Annotated in this window: 22 protein-coding genes; 9 read left to right on the top strand and 13 right to left on the bottom strand. The window is 73.9% G+C overall.

What is annotated here, in order from left to right:
• Nucleotides 1-55: 55 nt before the first annotated feature.
• Nucleotides 56-601 (top strand): hypothetical protein, encoded by a 546-nt coding sequence (locus KGD84_RS18735; RefSeq protein WP_220561719.1) that lies wholly within the window; start codon nt 56-58, stop codon nt 599-601.
• A gap of 981 nt (nt 602-1,582) precedes the next feature.
• Here the strand turns inward: KGD84_RS18735 and KGD84_RS18730 are convergent.
• Nucleotides 1,583-3,250 carry an SLC13 family permease gene (locus tag KGD84_RS18730; protein ID WP_220561718.1) on the bottom strand — a complete coding sequence of 556 codons (1,668 nt, stop codon included), beginning with the start codon at nt 3,248-3,250 and terminating at the stop codon, nt 1,583-1,585.
• A 271-nt stretch (nt 3,251-3,521) separates the two neighbouring features.
• Nucleotides 3,522-4,688, bottom strand: a complete 1,167-nt coding sequence (locus tag KGD84_RS18725) for an enolase C-terminal domain-like protein (protein WP_220561717.1) — start codon at nt 4,686-4,688, stop codon at nt 3,522-3,524.
• A gap of 115 nt (nt 4,689-4,803) precedes the next feature.
• Here KGD84_RS18725 and KGD84_RS18720 point away from each other — a divergent pair, with 115 nt between their 5' ends.
• Nucleotides 4,804-5,502: a GntR family transcriptional regulator gene (locus KGD84_RS18720; RefSeq protein WP_220561716.1), complete on the top strand. Its 699-nt coding sequence runs from the start codon at nt 4,804-4,806 to the stop codon at nt 5,500-5,502.
• Between the two features lie 49 nt (nt 5,503-5,551).
• Here the strand turns inward: KGD84_RS18720 and KGD84_RS18715 are convergent, their stop codons facing one another.
• Together KGD84_RS18715 and KGD84_RS18710 are read right to left on the bottom strand one after the other, a co-directional pair.
• Complete coding sequence (locus KGD84_RS18715; protein WP_220561715.1) at nt 5,552-6,028, bottom strand: hypothetical protein; 477 nt, start codon at nt 6,026-6,028, stop codon at nt 5,552-5,554.
• 66 nt (nt 6,029-6,094) lie between these two features.
• Complete coding sequence (locus KGD84_RS18710; protein ID WP_220561714.1) at nt 6,095-6,778, bottom strand: HAD-IA family hydrolase; 684 nt, start codon at nt 6,776-6,778, stop codon at nt 6,095-6,097.
• A gap of 66 nt (nt 6,779-6,844) precedes the next feature.
• Between KGD84_RS18710 and KGD84_RS18705 the strand changes: the two genes are divergently transcribed.
• Nucleotides 6,845-8,038, top strand: a complete 1,194-nt coding sequence (locus tag KGD84_RS18705; protein WP_220561713.1) for an ROK family protein — start codon at nt 6,845-6,847, stop codon at nt 8,036-8,038.
• A 401-nt stretch (nt 8,039-8,439) separates the two neighbouring features.
• Here KGD84_RS18705 and KGD84_RS18700 read toward each other — a convergent pair whose 3' ends face one another.
• From KGD84_RS18700 to KGD84_RS18665, 8 genes are all read right to left on the bottom strand, one after another.
• Nucleotides 8,440-9,657 carry a glycosyltransferase gene (locus KGD84_RS18700; protein WP_220561712.1) on the bottom strand — a complete coding sequence of 406 codons (1,218 nt, stop codon included), beginning with the start codon at nt 9,655-9,657 and terminating at the stop codon, nt 8,440-8,442.
• The gene (locus tag KGD84_RS18695; protein ID WP_220561711.1) at nt 9,654-10,124 is read right to left on the bottom strand and encodes a GbsR/MarR family transcriptional regulator; all 471 of its coding nucleotides are present in this window, start codon (nt 10,122-10,124) and stop codon (nt 9,654-9,656) included. Before KGD84_RS18695 ends, KGD84_RS18700 begins: the two co-directional genes overlap by 4 nt.
• A 154-nt stretch (nt 10,125-10,278) precedes the next feature.
• Complete coding sequence (locus KGD84_RS18690) at nt 10,279-11,781, bottom strand: hypothetical protein (protein ID WP_220561710.1); 1,503 nt, start codon at nt 11,779-11,781, stop codon at nt 10,279-10,281.
• Nucleotides 11,778-12,632 (bottom strand): ABC transporter ATP-binding protein, encoded by an 855-nt coding sequence (locus tag KGD84_RS18685; RefSeq protein ID WP_255646646.1) that lies wholly within the window; start codon nt 12,630-12,632, stop codon nt 11,778-11,780. Before KGD84_RS18685 ends, KGD84_RS18690 begins: the two co-directional genes overlap by 4 nt.
• Nucleotides 12,629-13,219, bottom strand: coding sequence for a TetR/AcrR family transcriptional regulator (locus KGD84_RS18680; RefSeq protein WP_220561709.1), 591 nt, complete (start codon nt 13,217-13,219; stop codon nt 12,629-12,631). The genes KGD84_RS18685 and KGD84_RS18680 overlap by 4 nt, the downstream gene beginning before the upstream one ends.
• Before the next feature lie 85 nt (nt 13,220-13,304).
• A complete protein-coding gene (locus KGD84_RS18675; protein ID WP_220561708.1) occupies nt 13,305-14,924 on the bottom strand; it encodes an antibiotic ABC transporter in 1,620 nt (539 codons plus the stop codon).
• Nucleotides 14,921-15,826 (bottom strand): ABC transporter ATP-binding protein, encoded by a 906-nt coding sequence (locus KGD84_RS18670; protein ID WP_220561707.1) that lies wholly within the window; start codon nt 15,824-15,826, stop codon nt 14,921-14,923. The genes KGD84_RS18675 and KGD84_RS18670 overlap by 4 nt, the downstream gene beginning before the upstream one ends.
• The gene (locus tag KGD84_RS18665; RefSeq protein ID WP_220561706.1) at nt 15,823-16,488 is read right to left on the bottom strand and encodes a TetR/AcrR family transcriptional regulator; all 666 of its coding nucleotides are present in this window, start codon (nt 16,486-16,488) and stop codon (nt 15,823-15,825) included. Before KGD84_RS18665 ends, KGD84_RS18670 begins: the two co-directional genes overlap by 4 nt.
• A gap of 139 nt (nt 16,489-16,627) precedes the next feature.
• On the opposite strand from KGD84_RS18665, the gene KGD84_RS18660 reads away from it, so the two are divergent.
• From KGD84_RS18660 to KGD84_RS18650, 3 genes are read left to right on the top strand one after another with little or no spacing between them, the layout of a single operon-like run.
• Nucleotides 16,628-17,182: a hypothetical protein gene (locus tag KGD84_RS18660; protein WP_220561705.1), complete on the top strand. Its 555-nt coding sequence runs from the start codon at nt 16,628-16,630 to the stop codon at nt 17,180-17,182.
• 32 nt (nt 17,183-17,214) lie between these two features.
• The gene (locus KGD84_RS18655; RefSeq protein WP_220561704.1) at nt 17,215-17,829 is read left to right on the top strand and encodes a TetR/AcrR family transcriptional regulator; all 615 of its coding nucleotides are present in this window, start codon (nt 17,215-17,217) and stop codon (nt 17,827-17,829) included.
• A gap of 2 nt (nt 17,830-17,831) precedes the next feature.
• Nucleotides 17,832-19,100 (top strand): glycosyltransferase, encoded by a 1,269-nt coding sequence (locus tag KGD84_RS18650; RefSeq protein WP_220561703.1) that lies wholly within the window; start codon nt 17,832-17,834, stop codon nt 19,098-19,100.
• Here the strand turns inward: KGD84_RS18650 and KGD84_RS18645 are convergent.
• Nucleotides 19,097-21,694 (bottom strand): sensor histidine kinase, encoded by a 2,598-nt coding sequence (locus KGD84_RS18645; RefSeq protein WP_220561702.1) that lies wholly within the window; start codon nt 21,692-21,694, stop codon nt 19,097-19,099. The two genes, KGD84_RS18650 and KGD84_RS18645, sit on opposite strands and share 4 nt — an antisense overlap.
• Nucleotides 21,695-21,915: 221 nt before the next feature.
• On the opposite strand from KGD84_RS18645, the gene KGD84_RS18640 reads away from it, so the two are divergent.
• Genes KGD84_RS18640 through kdpA form a run of 3 tightly spaced genes read left to right on the top strand, consistent with a single transcriptional unit; the run spans nt 21,916 to nt 23,866 of the window.
• On the top strand, nt 21,916-22,080 hold the full coding sequence (locus KGD84_RS18640) for a hypothetical protein (protein ID WP_255646645.1): 165 nt from the start codon (nt 21,916-21,918) through the stop codon (nt 22,078-22,080).
• Nucleotides 22,077-22,166, top strand: coding sequence for a K(+)-transporting ATPase subunit F (kdpF, locus tag KGD84_RS18635; RefSeq protein ID WP_220561701.1), 90 nt, complete (start codon nt 22,077-22,079; stop codon nt 22,164-22,166). The genes KGD84_RS18640 and kdpF overlap by 4 nt, the downstream gene beginning before the upstream one ends.
• The gene (gene kdpA / locus KGD84_RS18630) at nt 22,166-23,866 is read left to right on the top strand and encodes a potassium-transporting ATPase subunit KdpA (protein WP_220561700.1); all 1,701 of its coding nucleotides are present in this window, start codon (nt 22,166-22,168) and stop codon (nt 23,864-23,866) included. Before kdpF ends, kdpA begins: the two co-directional genes overlap by 1 nt.
• The last annotated feature ends 2 nt before the right edge of the window (nt 23,867-23,868 follow it).

Below are 23,868 nucleotides of genomic sequence, written 5' to 3'. Positions count from 1 at the left end.
GTTGCACTTGGAGTTGCAGTGAGTTTTCCCGTGCGGGTAATCGAATTTGAATGCCTTGCTGGAATGGTGGAGGGAGAGGCTTTTGTTTTCTTTCAGTCCCGGTGTTGAGTCTCTTTTGGGGTCCGGATTTGTGGGTGATCTGCGGCGCAAAGATTTTCCAGAAGATTTTTCCGATGTCGTAGTAGATGGTTGGATCATGGAAGATGGTTCTGCCCTGCTCTCGAAGTTTAAAAGATTCTACTTTGGATCGAGAGCCTCATTCCCTGGTCCAGGTGAGTACGAGTTGGCCGTTAATGGCAGGGGTATCCCAGATGAGGACATGGACACGAACGGTATGGAAGGAGTTGCGGGCCTCCTTGGGAGGGGGACTGCCTTTGCTTGGGAGGTTCTTTATCGGGCCAATCTTCAAATTCCAGATCGCAGGATCGTTTCCAGGGTGAGCGCGGCTCCGATCATGGGAGATCCTGGCATGTTTTCTGGATATGTGACTTTCTTTTCTTTTGATTACATGGAGGATTTGGGCATGAGTTTCCGAAAAAATCACGAAGATTGGCGGATTTATATTTCCTCGGAGGAGTGCTCTTTGCCTTTGTCTGATTAGTTTTCAGATGTAACCGATGATTCCCGGAAGTTGGTGTCATGCTGTGGGCGCTAGTTGTCTAGGTCTCGTGAGTCGTACGCAAGGAGGAGGCGGGTTCGTGCCCCGAGAGTGAGAACGACGAGAATGGCTGTGGATGCACGTGGCCGAGCGTTCCGCAGGCAAGGCTGGATCATTATCGGTGAGTGGTGGTGCGAATCCTGTTCGCTGAGATCGCTCATGTCCAGTAGGCAATGATGCTGCCTATCGGGACATCCGTGGTATTGATGATTTATTTTCCCGGGGATCCACCTGTATGAATGACGCTAGGCGGCTATGGGGTTTGCTGTAGGGCGGGCTGTGATTCCTTGGTGTGGCAGGAGAACGTCAGAAGGGCCGGCGCGAGCATCCTGATCTTGGACGAGCTCATCGTGATGTGTCGCAATACCCGCCACCGCACGCTCGCCGATGCACCTCAAGGCTCGTAGCAGCAGGCTGCGGGCCCGGTCGTTGACGTTCCCGGTGGTTCCGGAGGCCGCCCCTGTTGCGACCAAGTCCTGCGACCTCTGGCCGTGGAGTCCCCGACGGTCCGTTTCCGTCGTGGTCCCGCGGGCACGAGCCGGCCGAACCGCACGGGGCAAGGGGTGCGGTCACGCCCGTCTGCGCGGCCGGACGCGCGAGCGGGGTGTCGCGCCGCCCGGCCCGCCGGGGTGGGGAGTCTTCGCGGCGGCCGGGCGGGCACCGGTGGCGGGCGGAGCGCGCCGTGCCCCGGGCGGCCGGATGCCGCCGGCCGCACCGACGCCACCGGCCGGCCGCTCCCGGCCTTTGCCGGCATCGCCCGCACTCTCTGGTCTGCCAGCGCCCGTCCACCACAGGGGATGAGTCCTGGGGTGTGCGTTCGGGGCCGGGGATGGTCGCGGGGTTCCCGGCGGGTGGCCCGGTGGAGGGCCGCTCCACCGGGTTCGGTCGACAGGGGCCGGTCGGCTTCGCCTCCCGGCGTTGCGGCTAGCGGAACCCGGCGGGGAGGGCCATGAGGTCGATCCCCCACAGCAACGGCAGCATGAACAGCACCCCGGCGACGATGAGGGCGAGGGCGATGACGTTCAGCCAGAACCCGGACCTGACCATCTCCATGATCTTCACCTTGCCGGTGCCGAACATGATCGCGTTCGGAGGGGTGCCCACCGGGAGCATGAACGCGCAGTTCGCGGCCATCGCGCAGGGGACCATCAACGCGTACGGGTGGATGCCCAGGGAGACCGCGAGGGCCGCCATGACCGGGAGGATCATCGTCGCCGTCGCGGCGTTCGAGGTGATCTCCGTCAGGAACAGCACGAGCGCGGTGGCGATGACGATGGTCAGGATCACGTCGACCCCGTCGAGCACGCGCAGCTGTTCGCCGATCCACGCGGAGAGGCCGGTGTCGACGAACCCCGCGGCGATGGCCAGCCCGCCGCCGAACAGCAGGAGGATCCCCCAGGGGATCTTCTTGGAGTCCTCCCACCGGAGGATCCTCTTCTCCCCGGCGCTGCGGGTCGGCAGGGTGAACAGGACCACCGTCGCGACGATCGCGATCACTCCGTCGCTGATCCCGGGAAGGAGGTCCTCCCAGAGGAACGACCGGGTCACCCACATGAACGCCGTTCCGAGGAAGACGGCGAGCACGACCTTCTCCTCGGTGGACATCCGGCCGAGGGACCTCCGCTCCTCCCGGATGATCTCCCTGCCGCCGGGAAGCTGCTTGAACCGGACCCTGAGCTTGACGCCCGTCAGGTAGAACCACGCCAGGGCCAGCAGGAGGACGGCGGTCGGGACCCCGAACACCATCCACCCGCCGAACGAGATGCTCTCGCCGAAGAGCTCCCCGACGGTCGCCGAGAGAACGGCGAGCGGCGGGGTCCCGATCAGCGTTCCGAGGCCGCCGATGGTGGCCGCGTATCCGATGCCGAAGACGATGGACTTCTCGAACCTGGGCAGGTCGTCGGCGAACTCCCCTCCCCGCAGCGAACGGGCGGCCTGGTACACGACCGCCAGTCCGACGGGGATCATCATCATGGTGGCGGCCGTGTTGGAGACCCACATCGACAGGAAGCCCGTCGCGACCATGAAGCCGAGGACGATGCGGCGCGGACTCGTCCCGATCGCCGCGACGATCGAGAGGGCGATGCGCTGGTGGAGGTTCCATTTCTCCATCGCGATCGCGAGCGAGAACCCTCCGAGGAAGAGGAAGATGATGTCGTTGCCGTACGCCGCGACCACGGTATCGCCGTCCAGTGCGCCGGTCAGCGGCAGGAGTACGACCGGGAGCAGGGACGTGACCGGGATGGGGATCGCCTCGGTGATCCACCAGGTCGCGACCCACAGGGTGGTGGCGAGGACCGCCAGCCCCGCCGGTGAGAGCCCCTCGGGTTCGAAGAACAGGAGCGTCACCACGAACAGCAGCGGGCCGAGCACCAGCCCGGTGACGCGGGCGGGCGTGTAGCCGGGGCCGGGGCCGCCGGGCTCCGCGGCCGGCCCGGTGGCCTCGGAGCCCTCGTGTGCGGCGGGTCCGCCGGAGGCCGCCGACTCCGCCCGCGGCGGTTTCCCGCGCTCGGAGAACATCAGGAGCCCTTTGATCTGCCGGTGGGACGCCCACAGGCTCTCCCACAGGGGGTACGGGTACGAGGTCGCCATTGCTGCACCTTCTCTGCTCTTCGGCCCGGCGCGGACCGCGGCGAAGAGACGGGTTCGGGGGGTGAGCGGATCGATCCCGGCCGTGTTCGGGAACAGGGCCGAGGGGACTCCGCGGGGAGGTAGGGGACCGTCGCCGGTCGTGGCACCGGCTCCGTCGGCGGCGCCCGTGGCCCGGGCGGTCGTTCGCGCCGCCTCGGAGACGCGATGTGCGGTATCGGAGACGGCGGCTCCCGTGTGCGCGACCGCCGCGGGAGCCGCCGGTCCCGGGCGGTCAGCCGTGCAGGTCGCGGAGGACCTTGTAGAACTCCGCCTTGCCCTCGAGGCCGATGCCCGGGAGGTCGCCCGGCGCCACACGGCCGCGGGTGACCACCGCGTCGTCGGTGAAGCCGCCCGTGGGCTGGAACTCTCCGGGGTAGGACTCGTTGCCGCCGAGCTTGAGGGCGGCGGCGATGTGCAGTGAGAACTGGTGCCCGCCGTGCGGGATGCACCGGCGTGAGGACCAGCCGTGCAGGGCGAGCATGTCCAGGATCCGGCGGTACTCCGTCAGGCCGTAGCTCAGCGCCGGGTCGACCTGGATGAAGTCGCGGTCCGGGCGCATGCCGCCGTAGCGGACCAGGTTCCGGGCGTCCTGGAGGGAGAACAGGTTCTCTCCGGTCGCGATGGGGTTGCGGTAGTTCTCCGACAGCGTCGCGTTCAGCGCGTAGTCCAGCGGGTCGCCGACCTCCTCGTACCAGAAGAGGCCGTACCGGTCGATGGCCCGGCCGTACTCCAGGGCGGTCCGCAGGTCGAACTTGCCGTTGACGTCCACCATCAGCCGGGACCCGTCGCCGTCCAGGACGTCGATGACCGCCTCGATGCGCCTGAGGTCCTCGGCCAGGTCGGCGCCGCCGATCTTCATCTTGACGATCTCGTACCCGGCGTCGAGGAAGCCCCGCATCTCGTCCCGGAGGTCCTCCAGGGTCTTGCCGGGCGCGTAGTAGCCGCCGGCGGCGTAGACGAAGACGTCCTCGTCCGGGGCGCCGTCGCCGTAGTGGTCGGAGATCCACCGGTACAGCGGCACTCCGGCGGCCTTGGCGGCGAGGTCGTGCAGCGCCATGTCCACCACACCGACGGCGACGGAGCGTTCGCCGTGGCCGCCGGGCTTCTCGTTGCGCATCATGACGTCCCACGCCTTAGCGGGGGAGAGGTCGCCGTTCGCGTCCAGCAGCTCTTCCGCCGCGGCGTTCCGCAGCCGCGGCAGCATCCGCTCGCTCAGGATGGCGGTGGCGTTGTACCGGCCGTTGGAGTTGAAGCCGTAGCCCACCAGGGGCCTGCCGTCGACCACCACGTCGCTGACCAGGGCCAGGATCGTGCAGTCCATCTTGCTGAAGTCGATGTACGCGTTGCGCATCGACGAGCTGATCGGGATGGTTCCCACGTGGGCGGAAACGATTCGCATGGGTCTCTTCCTGCGGAAAGGGGTCTTATAAGTCTCTTATAAGTTATGCGGGACCCTATACTGGCCGGGGTGGGGCCACAAGCCCATGAGGGAAAATCTTGTGAGAGAGGTCACGATGACCGGCGCGAACGTCTTCTCCAGCAAGGGCGGGCTGGCCTATACCGAGCTGCGCCGCCGCATCACCTCGGGTGAGCTCGCCCCGGGGTCACGCCTGTCGCAGTACGAGCTGGCGGAGGAGATGGGGATGAGCATCACCCCCCTGCGCGAGGCGATCAGGCGGCTGGCCAGCGAGGACTGGGTCGTGATGGACACCCACCGGGATGTGCGCGTGGCGGCCATGAGCGCCTCCGAGGCGCGCGAGCTGCTGGAGGCCCGCTTCTCGCTGGAACCCTCCGCCACCGAGCTCGCCGCGCTGCGCCGGACGGAACGGGAGATCGCCGCGATGAGGGCGGCGGCCGACGCGCTCCTGCCGGTCACCCGCACCTGGGGCGAGGAGGCCATCGCGGCGCACAGGGCCTTCCACCGGGCGATCTACACCGCCTCCCACAACAACGTGATGATCCGGCTCCTGGACGACCTATGGGACAAGGCCGACCGGTACCGGCGGATCGGCCTGGAACTGCCCGCGGGCGCCGAACCGCGCACCATCGACCTGAACCAGCACCACGAGATCCTGGAGCTCGTCGTCATCGGCGACGGCGCCGCCGCGGCCGGACTGGTGCGCTCCCACATCCTCAACAGCCTCGGCGCCATGGTCACGGACACCCTCGAAGGCAGGGAGCACGCCGCGTACCACCCGATCGCCGGGCACTAGGCCGAGCACACCGCGGCCCGGGCGGCCGGGGCGGGGCCGCCCGTCGTGGTCAGGGCGGGGTCGGAAGCCAGGCGTCCGTGCGGCGGTGGCGGCCGAGCCCGGCCGCGTCGAACTCGTCGAAGTGGTCGCCCCTGGTGACGCCGAGCCTCCGGAGCGCCTGGGAGATCGGGCTGCCGGCCGGTGGGGCCGGTTCGCCCTCCGCGGTGTGCAGGGGGCCGAGGACCACCTCGCCGCGGTCCCACACCTGCGCGGACTGCGTTCCGGTCCCGCCGAAGAAGTCCGCCTCGACGTAGGCCACCGGGCCGTGCGCCGAGCACGCCGCCGACCTGTCGCCGAGCCCGGCGGGCGCCTTCCAGAACCCGTCGAGGCCCGGGGCCCCGGCGACGGTGAGCGCGTCGAACAGCGCGTCGGTCATCGGCAGCAGCGACAGGCCCTGGTTCAGGGGCACGATGTGCGCCTGACGGACGGGGCCGGCCAGCTCACGGAGCACCGCTCGGTCGGCGATGACTGCTTCCAGCTGATACACGCCCCCATTGTCGTCCGGCCGCCGGAGGTGGGGGAGGGCGGGGCACCCGTTCGGGGTCATTCGGGGTCAGGGGGTGGGGTGGTGGGGCCAGTGGAGGCGGGCGCCGCCGTGGGCGGCGGGGTCGGCGCCGACCGGGCGCAGGTCCGGGACGCGGTCCAGGTGGCGGGTGGCGGGGGAGAGGTGGGAGCCGACCACCAGCGTGTGCGCGCCCGAGGCCAGGCCGGCGAGGATGCCCGCCTCCGCGTCCTCCAGCACCAGGCAGCGGTCCGGGGCGACGCCCAGGCGCTTGGCCGCGGCCACGTAGCCGGACGGGTCGGGCTTGCCCGCGGCCACGTCCTCGGCGGCGACGAGCACCTCGGGCACGGGGAGGCCCGCGGCGAGCAGGCGCGCCTCGGCCAGCGGCCGGGAGGCGGAGGTCACGACGGCCGTGCGGGCGCCGCGCAGCAGTTCCAGCAGGCGGCGCGCCCCGGGGATCTCGGTGATGCCGTCGGTGCGCGTGGTCTCCTCCCGCTCGATCTCCTCGGCCACCGCGTCCACGTCGTGCCCCGGCGGCAGGAAGCGAAGCAGCGTGTCCTTGGTCTGGCGGCCGTGCGAGTACGCGAGTACGTCGGCGAGCACGACGCCGTGGCGGGTGGCGAAGCGGGCCCACACGTCCTCCACCACCGCGGTGGAGTCCACGAGGGTGCCGTCCATGTCGAACAGCACCGCCTCGACCTCGACCGTGGTGCGGCCGGCCTGGTCCGTGCTCATCGGGCCTCCTCGCGATAGTTTTACTCGGAGCCCGAGTATATTTCCCGAGTGGAAGGACTACCAGTCGTGACCGGAGACCGGATGTCCCGTTCGGCGCGCCTGCGGTGGTCCACCGCCTCGGAGCTGCTCCGGCTGGTGTACGCCGAACCCGGGATCACCCGTACCGCGGCCTGCGAGCGGCTGGCCCTGGCCAGCGGCGCGGCAGCCGAGCTGATCGAGCGGCTGCGCGCCGCCCGCCTGCTGGCCGAGCACCGCGCCGGGCGCGGCGGGCCCGGCCGCCCGACCACCGTGCTGGGCGCCCACCCGCGGGGTCCGCTCGCGGCCGTCATGGACCTGCGCGCCGCCGGGTGGCGGGTGCTCCTGGGCGACCTCGCCGGCACCGTGACCGAGGCCGCCGCGGGCACCTACGGCGACCGGGAGCCCGTGGACCTCCTTCCGGAGGTCGCCGGGGCGGTGGGCGCCGCGGCGCGCCGCGAGCACGGCCGGGTCGGGGCGGTCGTCGCCGCGGTCGCGGGCGCCGTGAGCGGGACCCGGCTGCTGCAGTTCTCCACCCGCGGCTGGCACGAGGCCGACCTGGGCGTCCTGGCGGGCGGCACCGGCGTACCGCTGCTGGTGGGCAACGACGCGACGCTCGGCGGCATCGCGGAGGCGCGCGGGGGCGCCGCCCGCGGCGCGCGCGCCGCGCTGCACCTCCTGGTCGCGGTCGGCGTCGGGGGAGCGCTGCTGGTGGACGGCCGTCCGGTGACGGGGGCGCGCGGAGCGGGCGGCGAGTACGGGCACCTGCCACTGGGCGATCCCGACCTGGCCTGCCCCTGCGGGGCGCGGGGCTGCTGGGACCTCATGGTCGACGGCCGCGCCCTGGCCCGCCACCGGGGCGACCCGGTCCCCGGGGACCCGTTCGCCTACGGGCGGGAGGTGCTGGAGGCCGTCCGCTCCGGGAGGGTATCGGACCGGGACCGGCGGGCGGTCGAGCGCACCGCGCGGGCGCTCGGGGCGGGGATCGCGGGCCTGGTCAACCTGCACGACCCCGACGCGGTCACCCTCGCGGGCCTGGCGCCCGGCCTGCGGGCCGCGGCCCCAGGCGCCTTCGCCGACGCCTACCGCGGCGGCCTCATGGCGCTCCACCGCGCCGACCCGCCGCCCGTGGCCGACGCGGTCCACGGCTCCGACGGCCCGGTGCGGGGCGCCCTCGCCCTGGGCTTCGACGAGATCACCGGGCCGGCGGCACTGGCCCGCTGGAGCGCGCGCAGGACCCCTTGACCGCCTCTTCGGCACGGTGCGGGATGAAGCGCGGATCATCGCCTTTGGCGGTGGCGCTGTTGCTTTTTCCCTGTCGACTTTTCGCGTGTCCCTGACCTGGGCTGCCACCCCCGGCCGAGGACGACGGCGAGGATGCCTCCCATCGGTCCGCCCCCCGCTTCTGTATCGCCTTCCGCCTGTCGGCCGACTGCACCGGCCGGCTGCGCAAGGGGCTGGACCCGCGGTTCACGCTGTCCCGGATGTCCGACCACAGGGGCGTCCAGAGCCGGGGAGAGCCCGACGGACCGGCCGGAGTCCGGCCGGTCCGGACGCGTCCCTGGCCGGACGCGACGGGGGCCGACCATCTGCGCTCCGGTGCCCACCACCACCGCCCGGTGGTGCGGGGCACCGTGCTCCCCGGCTCAGGTCGCCGCCGCGAGCACGCGTTCGGCGATGCGGTCCGCCGCCGCGCCCTCCTCCTCCGCGACCGCCACGGCCAGCTCCCGGGCCCGGCCGGAGCACGCCGCGGCCCCGTCGATCGCGGCGGCCAGCCGCTCCGGGGTGAGCCTCCCGGTCAGCGGGGCGGGGCCCGCCCCGATCCGGTGGACCCGGTCGCCCCAGAACCACTGGTCCCCGGCGAACGGCCGCACGGCCTGGGGGACCCCGGCGCGCATCGCCGCGGCGACGGTCCCCGCCCCGCCGTGGTGCACCGCCGCCGCCACGTGCGGTAACAGCAGGTCGTGCGGGACCTCGTCCACCACCAGGACGTTGTCGGAGGGCGCGGAACCGGGGGAGAGGGCGCCCCAGCCGGAGGCCAGCACCGCGCGGCGCCCGCTGAGCCGCACCCCCTCGACGACCGTGCGGGTCAGCCCGGCCGGGTCCCGGTGCACCGTGCTCCCGAAGCCGACGTACACCGGCGGCTCCCCCTCTTCCAGGAAGCGCGCCAGCGCCCCGGGCAGGGCGCGGCCCTGTTCGGGCGGCAGGTGCAGGGCGCCCAGGGGAGTGGCGGAGGGCGGCCAGTCGGCCGGCGCCGGCAGCAGGTGGCGGCTCCAGGCGTGCACGGCCCCGCCCGCGGTGATGCGCTCCGGCAGGTCCGGGCCCGGGCCCAGGTCCAGCCTCTCCGCGCGCCATCGGCGCAGCATCCGCCGGTAGGGCGCCTCCACCGCCGAGGCCAGCCGCCAGCTCGGCCGGTTGAGCGCGGCGGGCGGGCGGAAGGGCAGCAGTGGGGAGGCGAACCCTCGGGTCGGCGTGTACAGCGGGATCGCCAGGAGCGGGACCGCGGGCACCCCCAGCCGGTCCGCGAGGTCGGCCGCCCCCAGCGCCTTGGGCGCGAAGACGACGGCGTCGCACGCCGTCCCGGCCAGCCCGGCCACGCTGTCCAGCCAGGCCCGCAGGGCGGGGGCGACCCGGCGCGCCGAGGTGAGCGCGGCCATCGTCCCGCGGCCGGCGAGTTCGTCCTGGAGCGCGAGCGTCCCCTCGTCCAGGGCGGCGAAGTCCACCCCGTGCCGGGAGACGAACGCGGAGAACCGGCCGGGCGCCGCGAGCACGGCGTCGTGGCCCCGCCGCCCCAGGGCGAGGGCCAGGGCCGTGAACGGTTGGACGTCGCCCCTGCTCCCGGTGGTGACGAGCAGCGCCCTCATCTTCCGCGCCCCTTCCTGACCCGGTCCCATTCGTCCAGCAGGTCCGGGAACCGGTCGGCCATGAACCCGTACATGTCCCGCATCAGCTCCAGCCGCTCGCGGCGCCGGGGATCGTCCCCCACCGCGGCCAGCCCGCGTTCGGCCAGGGCCCGGAAGCGGTCGAACTCGGCCATCTTCGCCCGGAACGCGCGCTGGAAGACGTCCTCGGCGAGCCGGTACCGGTCCCGCCGCTCCCCGGGCCGCCGGAACCGCTCCACCAGGCCCGCCTGCTCCAGCCTGCGCAGGGAGACGCTCATGCTGCTCTTGGCCACGCCCAGCGCCTCGCACAGGGCGGGGGCGTCGGCGTCGTCCTCGGGGGCGCTCAGCAGCCGGCCCATGACGCGGCCCTCGGTCCGGCTCAGCCCCAGGCGCTCGTAGAACAGCCCGGCCTCTTCGACGAAGGCCGCCACGGCCTCTTGTTCGCCCATGCCCACCACTTCCATCGATTTGTTCGGATCATTCCGAACAAACAGGAAATGGTCAAGGCCGTACGGCCCGCCTTCCCGGAGGCGGGGATGGAGCGACCGCCACCGGTTCCGGGAAGCGGCCCGCCTCCCCGAACCGGGGCCGGAGACCGTGTGCTCAGGCGTTCTCCAGGCGCCGGCGGGCGCGCCGGACCAGCGGCCACCCGGCCGCCGCCGTCCAGGCGATCCCGAGGGGCAGGCACCACCACGGGGTCAGCGGGCCGGCGTCGTAGCCGGGCAGGGCGAGCGCCGCCCAGACCGGGGGCAGGACGGCCGCGGCCAGGTTCCACGGGAAGGGGGCGGCCCAGGCCAGGACGGGGCTCAGGACCAGGACGGCGCCGACGGCCTTGGCGGCGACCAGCGCCTCCACCGTGTTCGCCGCGAACGCCGCCATGAGCGCCACCAGCAGCGGGGCCTGGAGGGACGCCAGCAGCACGGCCGCCACGGGCAGGGGCCCGCCCCCGCCCAGGGACGGACCGCTCAGAGGCAGCGCCACGGTCAGCCCGGCCAGCGACGCCGCGCCCGCCAGTGCCATCCGGTAGGCCAGGTAGGCGGGGACCGACACCGGGGAGACGCGCAGGACGAGCAGGACCCCGCCGTCGAGCTCCTCGGCCGCCCGCAGCCCCTGGACGAGCCCGAACATCATCGGCACGTGCAGCAGCACCAGCGCCGCGACGAGCGCCGGGGCGTGGGGCCGCAGGTCGAACCCGAAGGCGTCCATTACGAACCCGGACACGGGCGGGAACAGCAGCCGCAGGCCGACCGCCAGCAGGGCCGGGGAGCACAGCAACAGCAGGAGGAGGGGGTCGCGGCCGGTGCCGAACAGGTCGGTACGGGCGAACCGCACGATCGCCGGCGTCCGCCCCCGGCCGACGGCCCGGGTCCCGGGGCGGGGACGGACGCGGACGGGCCGTGTGCGCCCCGGCGGCGCCTCCGCCCCCGGGCGGACCAGGAGGGGGCCGAGCACCGCCCACCCCAGCGCGTACACTACGGCGGCCGGGGGCGGGGAGCCTGCGCCCCCGGCCAGGCCGGAGCGGATGAGCTCCGCGCCCGCCGTGGTGGGGACCGCGTACAGGAGCGGGTGCCCGGACGGCCCGAAGACGTGCACCAGCGGGACCAGGACGAGCGGCGCGACCACCGGCGGCAGCACCAGCAGGAAGCGCGGCAGGTCCGGGCTGCGCGCCCCCGCCGCCAGGCACGCCGCGGTCAGCAGCGCGGACGTGAGCGCCACGCCGCCCAGGACGGGCGGGAGCGCCGCGACCAGGTCCGCGGGCCGGTCCCGCAGCGCCGCCACCGCCATGGGCAGGGCGATGAGCAGGGCCAGGGCGGTCAGCGTCGCGATCCGGGCCGCCGCACCCTCCGCGGGCCGCAGCGGGCTCGCCTCCAGGGACCGCCGCGAGCCCTCGACCCGCTCGAAGAGGAGCAGGAAGGCGCCGAAGAGCGCGCCGAAGCCCGCGGTGTCGAGGAACAGCAGGTGGGCCGCCACCTCGTCGGCCGCCCCGGCGGGCAGGGCGACCAGGGTGAGCGTCCACACCGCGCCCAGCGCGGCGGCGACGGCCGCGATGCCGTACCTCGCCTGGAGCCGGGCCTCCAGCGCGGCGGCGGCGAGCAGCCGGTTCACAGCCGCTCCCGGGTGACCTCGGTGAAGACGTCGGCCAGCGACGCCTCCCGGGTGTGCAGGGTCTCCACGGCGCCCTCCCGGAGCAGCCCCAGGAGTTCGGCGTCGTCGGCCAGGGCCCGGGCCGCGACCTCCCGGACGCCGCCCCCGCGCAGCTCGGCGACGATCCCCGGGCGCCCGTGGCGGAGCCTGAACCCGCGCGGGGAGTCGACGGCGGCGATCCGCCCCCGGACCACGAAGGCCACCCGGTCGCACAGCAGGTCGGCGGTGGCCATGTCGTGGGTGGTCAGGAAGACCGCGCACCCCCGGTCGGCGGCCGCCCGGACGACGTCGCGCACCAGGGCGGCGCGCACCGGGTCCTGGCCGGAGGTGGGCTCGTCCAGGAAGAGGACGTCGGGCCGGTTGACCAGGGCCCGGGCCAGGTTGAGGCGCATGCGCATCCCCTTGGACAGCTCCGACAGGCGCAGGTCGGCCGCCCCGGCCAGGTCCACCCGCTCCAGCAGCTCCACGGGGTCCTCGACCGGGCCCCGGTACAGGGAGGCGAACGCGGCGAGGTTCTCCCGGGCGGTGAGCCGCCCGAACCCGGCCGGGAGCTCGAACCCCACCCCCACCCGCTCGAAGTAGTCCCGTCCCCACTCCTCCAGGCGCCGGCCCAGGACGCCCACCTCGCCCCGGTAGCGGCGGAGGAGCCGGGTCAGCACCTTCTGCGCGGTCGACTTGCCCGCGCCGCTGGGCCCCAGGAACCCGAACACCTCGCCGCGGCCGACGGTGAAGCCCATGCCGTCGACCGCCGGGGACGCGGCGCCCGGGTAGCGGACCGAGAGGCCCTCGACGGTGATGACGGGGGCGCTCACGGGCGCGTTCCCTGCTCCGGGGCGGGCAGTCCGCGCAGTGCGTGGAAGACCCGGTCGATCACGTCGGGCAGCTCGACCCGCTCGTGGGCCTCGCTCCAGGCGATGACGGCCTCGGCCAGGGCCGACGCGCACGCCGCGGCCACCGCCCGGGTCTCCATGTCGGGCTCCCGCCCCTCGGGGGTCAGCCCGCGCTCGAAGGCGGTGCGGGCCGAGGCGAGGTTCTCGCCGATCCGGGCGCGCAGGCCCGGGATCGACAGCAGGAGTCCGACCCGGCCCAGCAGGGCCTCCCGGTTGTGCTCGTAGACCTGCCCGAGTCCGGCCATGGTGGCCCGGTGGACGCGCTCCACGGGGGGTTCGGCGGCGGGGCGGGCCCGGACCAGCTCCTCCAGCATGGGGTCGTAGTCGTCGTCCAGGACGACGTCCTCCTTGGTCGGGAAGCACCGGAAGAACGTCATGTGCGAGACCCCGGCCTCACGGGCGATCTGCGCGACCGTGGTCGCCTCGTACCCCTGCTCGGCGAAGAGCCGCAGGGCCGCCTCCTGGATGGCGGCCCTGTTCCGTCGCCGCGTGTGCGTCCTGCCGTCCATGCCGCCGCCCGTTCCCGCCGCAGAAAGTGTTAGTCACTAACATAATGCGGGTCGGGGCGCCGCGCCACCCCCGGCCGGGCGTCCTTCAGGCGGGCATGTCCCGGCGGTGCAGGGCCCACGCCCCGGCGGCGGCCAGCGCCCCCGCCAGGAGGGCCAGCACCAGGGGAGCGGCGCCCGGCGCACCGTAGTAGGGGTTGACGTGGGCGAACGGCGAGGTGAGCAGGAACAGGACCTCCGGCACCGCCCCCGTCTTCACCGCGATCTCGACCAGGATCCCCGTGCCGAGCGCCGCCCACCCCAGCGCCGCGCACAGGCGCGGCAGCGCCCCGTACGCCAGGAAGGCCACCGCCGCCACCACCCACACGGACGGGACCAGCGAGAGGGTGAGCCCGGTGAACCGGACGAGGTCGGCCGCCGACCCCGGACCGCCCAGGAACACCCCGGCCCCGACCGCCGTGCCCAGCACCGCGAGCAGGACCGCGGGGCCCAGGAAGGCCACCGCCAGGTGCGCCAGCGCCCAGCGGAGCCGCCCCACCGGCCCCGACAACAGCAGCTCGGCGGTCCCGGCCGCCTCCTCCCGGCGGAGCCGCAGCACCGCCAGGACCGCCTGGGCGGCGATCGGGAAGACGAGGACGAAGACCACGTACACGAAGAAGGCGTCCCGGGGCGCCACCCCCAGCGCGTCGGCCATCGCGCGCACCCAGGGCGCGCCCGCGTACTCGGCCATGGCGCCCGCCCCCACGGCCCCCATCGCCAGGCCGACGCCCGCGACCGCCCCCGCCCACAGGGCCAGGGAGGTCCGCTCCGAGCGCAGCGCCAGGGCCAGGGGGGACCGCAGCGAGCGGGCCGCCCGGGCCGGGCCCCGGCCGCGGGGGAGCAGTCCCTCGCCCGGGTCGCGCCGGTCGGCCAGGGCGAAGGCGGCCGCCGCCAGGGCGGCCGTGCACAGCAGCACGGGCACCAGCGCCCACCAGCGTTCGCCGGCGAAGGGCCGCACGTTCTCCAGCCACCCGGAGGGCACCGCCCAGGTGACCCACAGGGCCGGTCCGCCCGCCATCGCCCCCAGCCCGCGGACCAGGTGCAGGGCGTAGAAGGCCCCGAACGCCAGCCCCACCGCAGTCCCGGTGCGCGCGGTGAACTGGGCGGCGACGGCGGCCAGGCCCGCGCCCACCCACGCCGCCGCGCCGACGACCAGCCCGAAGGCCGCCGATCCCGCGGCGGGCGCGCCGGTCGCGACCAGGCCCGCGGCGACGGCGGCCGCGATCGCCGCCCCCGCGCCCAGGGCCACGGCCAGGGCCGCCGCCAGGTCCGCGTGCCGCCCCAGCGGAAGCCCGGCGAGCAGCTCGCGCCGCCCGGAGCCCTCCTCCCCGCGGGTGGCCCGCACCACCAGCAGCACGGCGCCCAGAGCGGCGCACATCGTCCCGGCGCCGAACGCCTGCTGGACGGCGAGCGCCTCGGCGGAGTCGTCGAACGCCCGGCTCTGGAAGAGCACGAACATGGGGATCTGCCGGAGCTGCTCCCAGCGCGCCGCGCGGTCGGCGGCGGTCGGGTAGGTGGTCCCGGCCGCGGCCACGCCGCCCAGGGCGATGCCGACGGTGCACAGGGACCACACGGCGAGCAGGACGCGCTCCCGGCGCAGGACCGCCCGGGCCAGCGGGGCGGCCCCGGCCGCCGTCCCCCCGGCGGGGCGGGCGCCGACGGCGGTCATCGCGCCCCCTCGGCGGCCGTGTCGTAGTGGCGCAGGAACAGCTCCTCCAGGGTGGGCGGATGCGCGCCGAGGTCGCGCACCCCCAGTTCCCCCAGGCGCGCGCACAGCCCGGCCAGCGCCGCCGGGTCGGCGTGCAGCCGCAGCCGGTCGCCCTCGACCTCCAGATCGTGGACGCCGGGCAGGGCGGCCAGTCCGTCCGGGGGAGCGGACAGGACGGCGGTGACGGTGATCCGGGACAGGTGGCGCAGGTCGTCGAGGGTGCCGCTCTCCACGGTGCGGCCCGCGCGCACGATGGAGACCCGGTCGCAGAGGGCCTCGACCTCGGACAGGATGTGGCTGGACAGCAGGACGGTGCGGCCCCGGTCGCGCTCCTCGGCGACGGTCCGGCGGAACACCTCCTCCATGAGCGGGTCCAGCCCGGAGGTGGGCTCGTCCAGGACGAGCAGCTCGGTGTCGGCGGCCAGCGCGGCCACCAGGGCGACCTTCTGCCGGTTGCCCTTGGAGTAGGCGCGGCCCCGGACGCGGGTGTCCAGCGCGAAGCGGTCCACGAGTTCGGCGAGCCGCCGTCCGTCGGTGCCGCCGCGCATGCGCCCGAGCAGGTCGAGGGTCTCCCCGCCGGACAGGCCGGGCCACAGGGCGACGTCGCCGGGGACGTAGGCCAGCCGCCGGTGCAGGGCGGCGGCGTCGTGCCAGGGGTCGCCGCCGAGCACGGACGCGGTCCCGGCGTCGGCGCGGGTGAGCCCGAGCAGGATGCGCAGGGCGGTGCTCTTGCCCGCGCCGTTGGGGCCGAGCAGGCCGTGGACCTCCCCGGTGCGAACGGTCAGGTCCAGGCCGTCCAGCGCGGTGGTGCGGCCGAAGCGCTTGGCGAGTCCGCTGACGCGGATCGCCTCGGTGGTCGTCATGGCTCTTCCTCCCGGGGGGTGGGGGGTGCGTCGCCGGTGAGGGCGTCGGAGATCGGCCGGCCCTGCTCGCCGGACAGGAACGCGACCGTGGTCGTGTACACCCCGACCATGGCCGCGGCCAGCCGCGGGGTGTGGGCGGGGTCGAGCGGGTCGACGCCCATCCTGCGGCGCAGGTGGGTGTGCAGGGTGAGGGTGGACAGCTGCATGGCGCCCATGACCGCGGCGGCGTCCCGTGTGGCCTCGGCGCCGGGTGGAAAGCGTTCGGGGTCCTGTTCGGTGAGGAAGCGCTCGGCGAGCGCCGCCCCGGTGTCGAAGAGCTCGGCGGCCGCGGGGGAGTCCTCCACCAGGGCGCGGGCCAGGTAGCGGGTGCTCGCCCCGCTCGCGCGGTGCATCGAGTCCATGAACCCCGGGGCCGCGGTGTCCTCCTCCAGGGCGCGCCGGGCCTGCTCCAGCAGGGTGCCGACGGCGTACTCGTCGCAGGCCCGCCGCAGGCCGTCCTTGGAGCCGAAGTGGTGGCGGATGAGCCCGGTGGAGACGCCCGCGGCGGCGGCGATGAGCTGCACGGTGGCGCCCTTGGTCCCGCGTTCGGCGAAGACCTCCAGTGCGGCGTCGCGTATGCGCGCCCGGCCGGTGAGGTCCTCCGCGGGTCGTTCCGTGTCCATGCCCCGATGCTACACGTTCGTGTAGTCGACTACACGAACGTGTAGCGCTAAGAGAGCGCTAAATCCGTTGAAAACAAAAATTCAATCTGTTCATATGTTTCCAAGGGGTCCGCAGGGCCCCGCGACGAAAGGCACCCCCATGGAACAGCTCCACGACTTCCTCGCCTGGGCCTGGCCGCGCCACCTCAACCCGCTGAGCTGGTACATCCGGCCGCTCTTCTTCCTGCCCATCGCCTACTTCTGCTGGACCAGGCGCCCGGCGGCCCTGGCCCTGACCATCGTTGCCCTGCTGACGAGCTTCTTCTGGTTCCCCGAACCCGAGGAGATCGACCCGGCCATGGCCGGGGTCCTGGAGATGGAGGAGCGGCTGTTCGCCGACCCCACCTGGGTCACCTGGCTCAGCCTCGCGATGGTCCCGGTGCTGCTCGGCTCCCTGTGCGCCGCCTTCTGGTACCGCTCCCCGGGCTGGGGACTGGTCGTCATCAACGGCGGACTCGCGCTCAAGATCGGCTGGACCATCGCCAACTCGGGCACCGACGGCCTGGCCACCCTGCTCCCCCTGGGATCGGGCATGGTGATCATGACCGCCGTCGTCGTCTGGACCGCCCGCCGCCGCGGCCTGCCCCTGTCCCTCACGGGCGGGCGCCCGGGCGGGCACGGGAGCGGCCCGCGGGCCGAGACGGCCGCCCGATGACCGGGCGCACCACCCTGGAGGAGAGGACACACATGCCACCGGCGTTCACCGGACAGGAGAAGGCCCGCATCACCGGACTGCTGATGGAGGCGGGGGCCGACCTGTTCACCGCGCGCGGCCTGCGCAAGACCTCCCTGGAGGACCTGGTCGCACCCGCCGGCATCGCCAAGAGCAGCTTCTACGCGTTCTTCCGCTCCAAGGAGGACCTCTACCTGGAGCTGATGCTGGCCCGGATGGCCGACGTCAAACGGCGGGTCGTCGACGAGGCCCTGGAGTCCACCGACGACACCGAGGAGGCGCTGCGCCGCTTCCTGCGCGCCACCCTGGAGGTCCTGGACACCGACCCCCTGTACCGGCGGCTCGTGACCCACCCCGAGGAGATGGACGCGGTCCTGCGCAGGGCCGACCCCGAGCGGCTGACCGCCTCCCCCGACAACCCGGCCAACGGGCTGGCCGCCTTCGTCACCGCCGCGCTGGAGCGCGGGGACCTGGTGCCCGCCACCCCGGCCGCCGTGGTCGGGGTCCTGCAGACCGTCATGCTCGTGCCCGTGAACGCCGGCCGGCTGGCCGACCCCGCGGCCTACGACCAGACCGTCGACCTGCTCGTCGACGTCATCGCGCGCGGCCTCACCGCGCGGAAGGAGTGAACGTGCACGCCCTGCTGCTCACCCACGGCACCCGCGGCGACGTCCAGCCGTTCCTGGCCCTGGCACTGGCCCTGGAGGCCGCTGGCCACACGGCGACGGTCGCCGGACCGGAGTCCTACGCGCCGCTGGCCGCCGCGCACGGCGTGGCCTACCGTCCGGTCGACGACGGCCCCAACGCCCTCATGGAGGACCCCGGCCTGTCCGGGGTGCGCGAGACCGGCCTGCGGGGCCTGCGCGGCGCCGTCCACACCGTTTCCCTGCTGCGCGCGATCACCCCGCTCATGCGCCGGGTGTACACCGACATGGCCGCGACCGCCGACTCCGGCGCCGACATCGTCGTGCACATTCCCGGCATGCCGGGCGGGCACATCGCCGAGCGCCTGGGCGTGCCCGCGGTGCCGGTGGGGCTACAGCCCTCCTGGGTGCCCACCGGCGCCTTCCCCGCCCCCGGCGTGCCCTGGCCCGGCTGGGTCCCCGCCCGGTTCCACCGGCTGAGCTACCGGCTGGCCGGGGCGGCCCTGCGCGGCCAGCGCAAGGTCGCCGAGGACCTGCGCCGCGACCTGGGGCTCGCGCCGCGCCCCGGCGCCCACGACCCGCTGCGGAGGCCGGACGGGACGCCCGCCACCGTGGTCCACGCCTTCAGCGGGCACCTGGTGCCCGCCGACGCGGGCTACCCCTCATGGGTGCGCACCACCGGGTTCTGGTTCGTGCCCGAAGACGCGGAGGGCGGCCTGCCCGACCGCGTGGAGGAGTTCCTGGCCGCGGGGGAGCCGCCGGTGTTCGTCGGGTTCAGCAGCCTGCCCACCGCCGACCCCGCGGCCACCGGCCGCACGGTCGCCGCGGCGGTCCGGCGGGCGGGGGCCCGCGCGATCGTCGCCTCCGGAGGCGGGGGAGCCGTCGCGGCGGACGGCGGGGACGTGCTGGCCGTCGACCGGGTCCCCCACCTCGCCCTCTTCCCGCGCTGCGCCGCCGTGGTCCACCACGCCGGCGCCGGGACCACCGGCGCCGCCCTGGCCTCCGGGCGCCCCCAGGTCGTGTGCCCCTTCTGGGGCGACCAGCCGTTCTGGGCGGGGCGCGTCCACGCCGCCGGGGCCGCGCCCGCCCCGCTGAACGGCCGCCGCCTCACCGAGGACGCCCTGGCCGCCGCCCTGGACACGGTCCTCACGGACGCGGGGACCGCCGCCGGCGCCGCCGCCCTGGGCGAACGGGTCCGCGCCGAGGGCGGGGCCGCCGGGGCGGTCCGCCTACTGGAGGAGGTCCTGAAGCCCTAAGTTCTGCTGTCGGCGCGGCCTTCCGCGCCGCCGGGGGGCGGGGCGGCGCCCGCCGCGTCCGGGGCGGCCGCGCGCAGCACCAGCCGCATGGTCAGGCCGCCCCCGGGGGTGGAGTCGGGGGCGAGCGAGCCGCCCATCGCCTCGGCGAACCCCTGGGAGAGCGCCAGGCCCAGCCCCAGGCCGGTCCCCGTGTCGGTGTCCCCCAGGCGCTGGAAGGGCACGAACATCCGCTCGCGGTCCTCCTCCGGGATCCCCGGCCCGTGGTCGATCACCAGCACCTCCACGGTGTCCCCCACCCACGACGCCGACACGGCGGGCGGCGCCCCGGCGGGGCTGAACCGCAGCGCGTTGCCGACCACGTTGGCCAGGACCCGGTCCAGCAGGCCCGGATCGGCCCGCACGTCGGGCAGCTCCTCCGGCACGTCCACCCGGACCGCGGCCGCCTCCCCGCCGAACTGCTCCAGCGCCGCGAACACCGATTCGCGCAGGGGCAGCGACTCCAGCCCCACGCCCAGCACCCCCGCCTGGAGGCGGCTCATGTCCAGCAGGTCGGTCACCAGCCGGGTGAGCTGGTCCAGGGACTCGTCGGCCATCGCGAGCAGGCCCTCCCGGTCCTCCTCGCTGAAGCTCACCTCCCGGCTGCGCAGGCTGGTGACGGACGCCTTGGCGGAGGCGAGCGGCGCGCGCAGATCGTGGCTGACCGCCGACAGCAGGGCCGTGCGCATCCGGTCCGCCTCGGCCAGGGGCTTGACCGTGGCGGCCTCCCGGGCCAGCCGCTCCTGGCGCAGGGCGACCGCCGCCTGCGCGGCGAACGCCTCGATGACCCGGCGGTCCCCCGCCTCGGGTTCGCGGCCGCGCACGACCAGGGTGAGCCGGTCGTCCACCGGCACGTCGATGTCCCCCTGGGCCGGCGCCCGGCACGACTCCTCGCCCTCGCGCACCGCGGAGGCGACCACCGACCAGTCCCGGGGGTCGCGCCGGTGCTCCGGCCCGCCGACCGCTCCGGGGCGCCGCTCCAGCAGCGAGACCGACGTGAACGAGAAGGTCTCCAGTAGCCGCTCCATGAGCGCCTCCAGCGGGCGCGAGCCGCGCAGCACGTTCCCGGCCACGGTGGCCAGGAGCTGCGCCTCGGCCCCGGCCTGGGCGGCCTCCCGGGTGCGCCGGGCCGCCTGGTCCACCACCAGGCTCACCGACACGGCCACGACCACGAACCCCGCCAGGGCCAGCAGGCTCTGCGGGTGGGCCACCGTCAGGGTGAAGTAGGGCTCGGTGTACAGGAGGTTGAGCAGGGCCGAGCCGCACACCGACGCCAGCAGCGCGGGCCACAGGCCGCCCACCAGGGCCACCACGGTGACCGTCGCGAAGACCAGGACGACCCCGCTGGCGAGGTTCGCCTCGTCCGTGGAGAACCCCAGGCCGAAGCCCACCGACAGTAGGGCCATGAACGCCAGGGCGCAGGCGGCCAGGCGCCTGCGGCGCGAGACCGGGCTCACCGCCCGGGCGCGGGTCCGCAGCCCCACCTGTTCGTGCGTGACCAGGTGGACGTCGATCGCCCCGGACAGGGCCGTGGTGGTGGCCCCGATCCCGGGGGAGAACATGCGGGCGATCCGCCCCCGCCGGCTGGCCCCCAGGACGAGCTGGGTGGCGTTGACCCCGCGGGCGAACGCGATCAGGGCGCGGGGCACGTCCTCGCCCAGGACCTGGTGGTACGTGCCGCCCAGGCTCTCCACCAGCAGGCGCTGGCGGGCCAGCAGGGCGGGGTCTGCCCCGGTGAGGCCGTCGCTGCGGGCCACGTGCACCGCCAGCAGGTCGGCGCCCTTGCCGCGCTGGGCGATCCGGGCGGCCCTGCGGACGAGCGTCTCGCCCTCGGGGCCGCCGGTGAGGGCGACCACGACCCGCTCCCGGGCCTCCCAGGTGTCGGTGACCCCGTGCTCGGACCGGTACTGCTCCAGTTCGGCGTCCACCCGCCCGGCCAGCCACAGCAGGGCCAGCTCGCGCAGCGCCGACAGGTTGCCCGCCCGGAAGTAGTTGCTCAGGGAGGCGTCGATCTTCTCCGGGGCGTAGACGTTGCCGTGCGCCAGGCGGCGGCGCAGCGCCTCGGGGGTCATGTCGACCAGCTCGATCTGGTCGGCGCCGCGCACCCAGGCGTCCGGGACGGTTTCGCGCTGGCGGACGCCGGTGATCTGCTCGACGACGTCGTTGAGCGACTCCAGGTGCTGGATGTTGAGGGTGGACAGCACCGTGATGCCCGCCTCCAGCAGGACCTCGATGTCCTCCCAGCGCTTGGCGCTGCCGCTGCCCGGGACGTTGGTGTGGGCGAGCTCGTCGACCAGGACGACCTGGGGGCGGCGCCGGAGCACGGCCTCCAGGTCCATCTCCTCGAAGGAGGACCCGCGGTAGGCGACCCGCCGCCGGGGGACGGTCTCCAGGTCGTCGACCATGGCCTCGGTCAGGACGCGGCCGTGGCACTCCACGAACCCGATGACCACGTCCGCGCCGCGGTCGCGGCGCCGGTGCGCCTCGTCCAGCATCCGGTAGGTCTTGCCCACCCCGGGGGCAGCGCCCAGGTACACCCGCAGCTCACCACGTGTCACCACATCGCCTCCTCCGGGTTCATTCTCACCGGTCAAAGGGCGTTCTGATGTCGTATGGCGCTAATTGTCCGCTAAATCCGCCGGTCCAGGCGCTAAGGGAGCGCTATCCCGATGGCCCCGCCCCCGGCTCCGGCCCCACAGTCGTTCGGGCGGGTGCCGCATCGGCGGAGCCCGCCGGCGGGGCCGCCCGGCCCCGCCGCGACCACGACAAGGAAAAGGACATGGCGGACACACTGCTCGTCCTGGCGACCATCGGCTTCTTCGGCCTGTGCGTCGCCTACGTCCGCGGCTGCGAACGCGTCATCGGGGACGCCCCGGCGCTCGGGGACCCCGGGGACGGCACCGGCGCCCCGGCTTCCGAAGCGGAAACGGCGGTACCCCGATGACCTGGGAAGAGATCACCGCGCTGGCGATCGCGATCCCCCTGGCCGCCTACCTGGCGGCCGCCCTGCTGTTCCCGGAGAGATTTTGATGACCGTCACCGGATGGGCCCAGTTCCTCGCGCTCATCGCGCTCCTGGGCCTCACCGCCCCCGTGCTCGGCCGCTACATCGCCGCCGTCTACGGCTACGCCGACGGGGCCAAGGCCCCCGGCGACCGCCTGTTCCTACCGGCCGAGCGCCTGGTCTACCGGCTCTGCCGGGTGGACCCCGAACGCGAACAGCACTGGACGCGCTACGCGTTCTCCCTGCTCGCCTTCAGCCTCATGTCCTTCCTGTTCCTGTACGCGCTGCTACGCGCCCAGGGCGTGCTGCCCCTCAACCCCGACGGCCTGCCCGGCCTCGACCCCCACATCGCCTTCAACGCCGCGGTCAGCTTCATGACCAACACGAACTGGCAGGCGTACGCGGGCGAGACCACGATGAGCCACCTCTCCCAGATGACCGGGCTCACCGTCCAGAACTTCGTCTCGGCGAGCGCGGGCATGGCCGTGATGGCGGCGTTCATCCGCGGCATCGCCCGCCGGGGCGCCACCACGCTGGGCAACTTCTGGGTGGACCTCACCCGCGGCGTGGTGCGCGTCCTGCTCCCCCTGTCGTTCCTGGTCGCCCTGGTCCTGGTGACCCAGGGCGTCGTCCAGAACCTCAACGGGCAGACCGTCGTCACCACCGTCGAGGGGGCCGCCCAGGCGGTCCCCGGCGGACCGGCCGCCAGCCAGGTGGCGATCAAGCAGCTCGGCACCAACGGCGGCGGGTTCTTCGACACCAACTCCGCCCACCCCTTCGAGAACCCCACCGCACTGAGCAACCTCGTCCAGACCTGGGCGATCCTCATCATCCCCTTCTCCATGGCCTTCGCCTTCGGGCACCTGTGCGGCGACCGCCGCCAGGGCCGCGCGGTCTTCGGGATCATGTTCGCGGTGTGGGCGTTCATGTCCGTCGCCGTCATGCTCCTGGAGGGCGCGGGCAACCCGCTGCTGGGCGGCATGGGCGTGGACCAGTCCGCCGGGTACCTGGAGGGCAAGGAGACCCGCTTCGGCGCCGCCGCCTCCGGACTGTGGGCCGCGGCCACCACGGGCACCTCCAACGGCTCGGTCAACGCCATGCACGACAGCTTCACCCCGCTCGGCGGCGGCCTGTCGATGCTGCACATGATGTTCGGCGAGCTCAGCCCCGGCGGCGCGGGCGTCGGCCTCAACGGCCTGCTGGTCATGGTGATCCTGACGGTGTTCATCGCCGGGCTCATGATCGGCCGCACCCCCGAGTACCTGGGCAAGAAGGTCACCGCGCCCGAGATCAAGCTCGTGATGCTCTACCTCCTGGCGATGCCGGTGGTCCTGCTCGGCTTCGCCGCCGCCTCGGCCGTCAACGACGCCGCGCTGGCCTCGCTGAACAACACCGGGCCGCACGGGCTGTCGGAGATCCTCTACGGCTACGCCTCCACCGCCAACAACAACGGGTCGGCCTTCGCCGGGCTCAACGCCGCCACCTGGTGGTACACGACCACGATGGGGGTCGCGATGCTGGTCGGCCGCTTCCTGCTCATCCTCCCGGTCCTGGCCATCGCCGGGTCCCTGGCCCGCAAGCGGCCGGTGCCCGCCACCGTCTCCACCCTGCCCACCCACACCCCGATGTTCGGCGGGCTGGTCGTCGCGGTCGTCGTCATCGTCGCCGGACTGACCTTCCTGCCCGCCCTGACCCTCGGCCCCGTCGCCGAGTACTTCTCACTGTGAGC

It is taken from the genome of Nocardiopsis changdeensis (assembly GCF_018316655.1).
Lineage (GTDB): Bacteria > Actinomycetota > Actinomycetes > Streptosporangiales > Streptosporangiaceae > Nocardiopsis > Nocardiopsis changdeensis.
The sequence above is the reverse complement of the archived record's forward strand: the minus strand, read 5'-3'. Positions and strand labels throughout refer to the sequence as shown.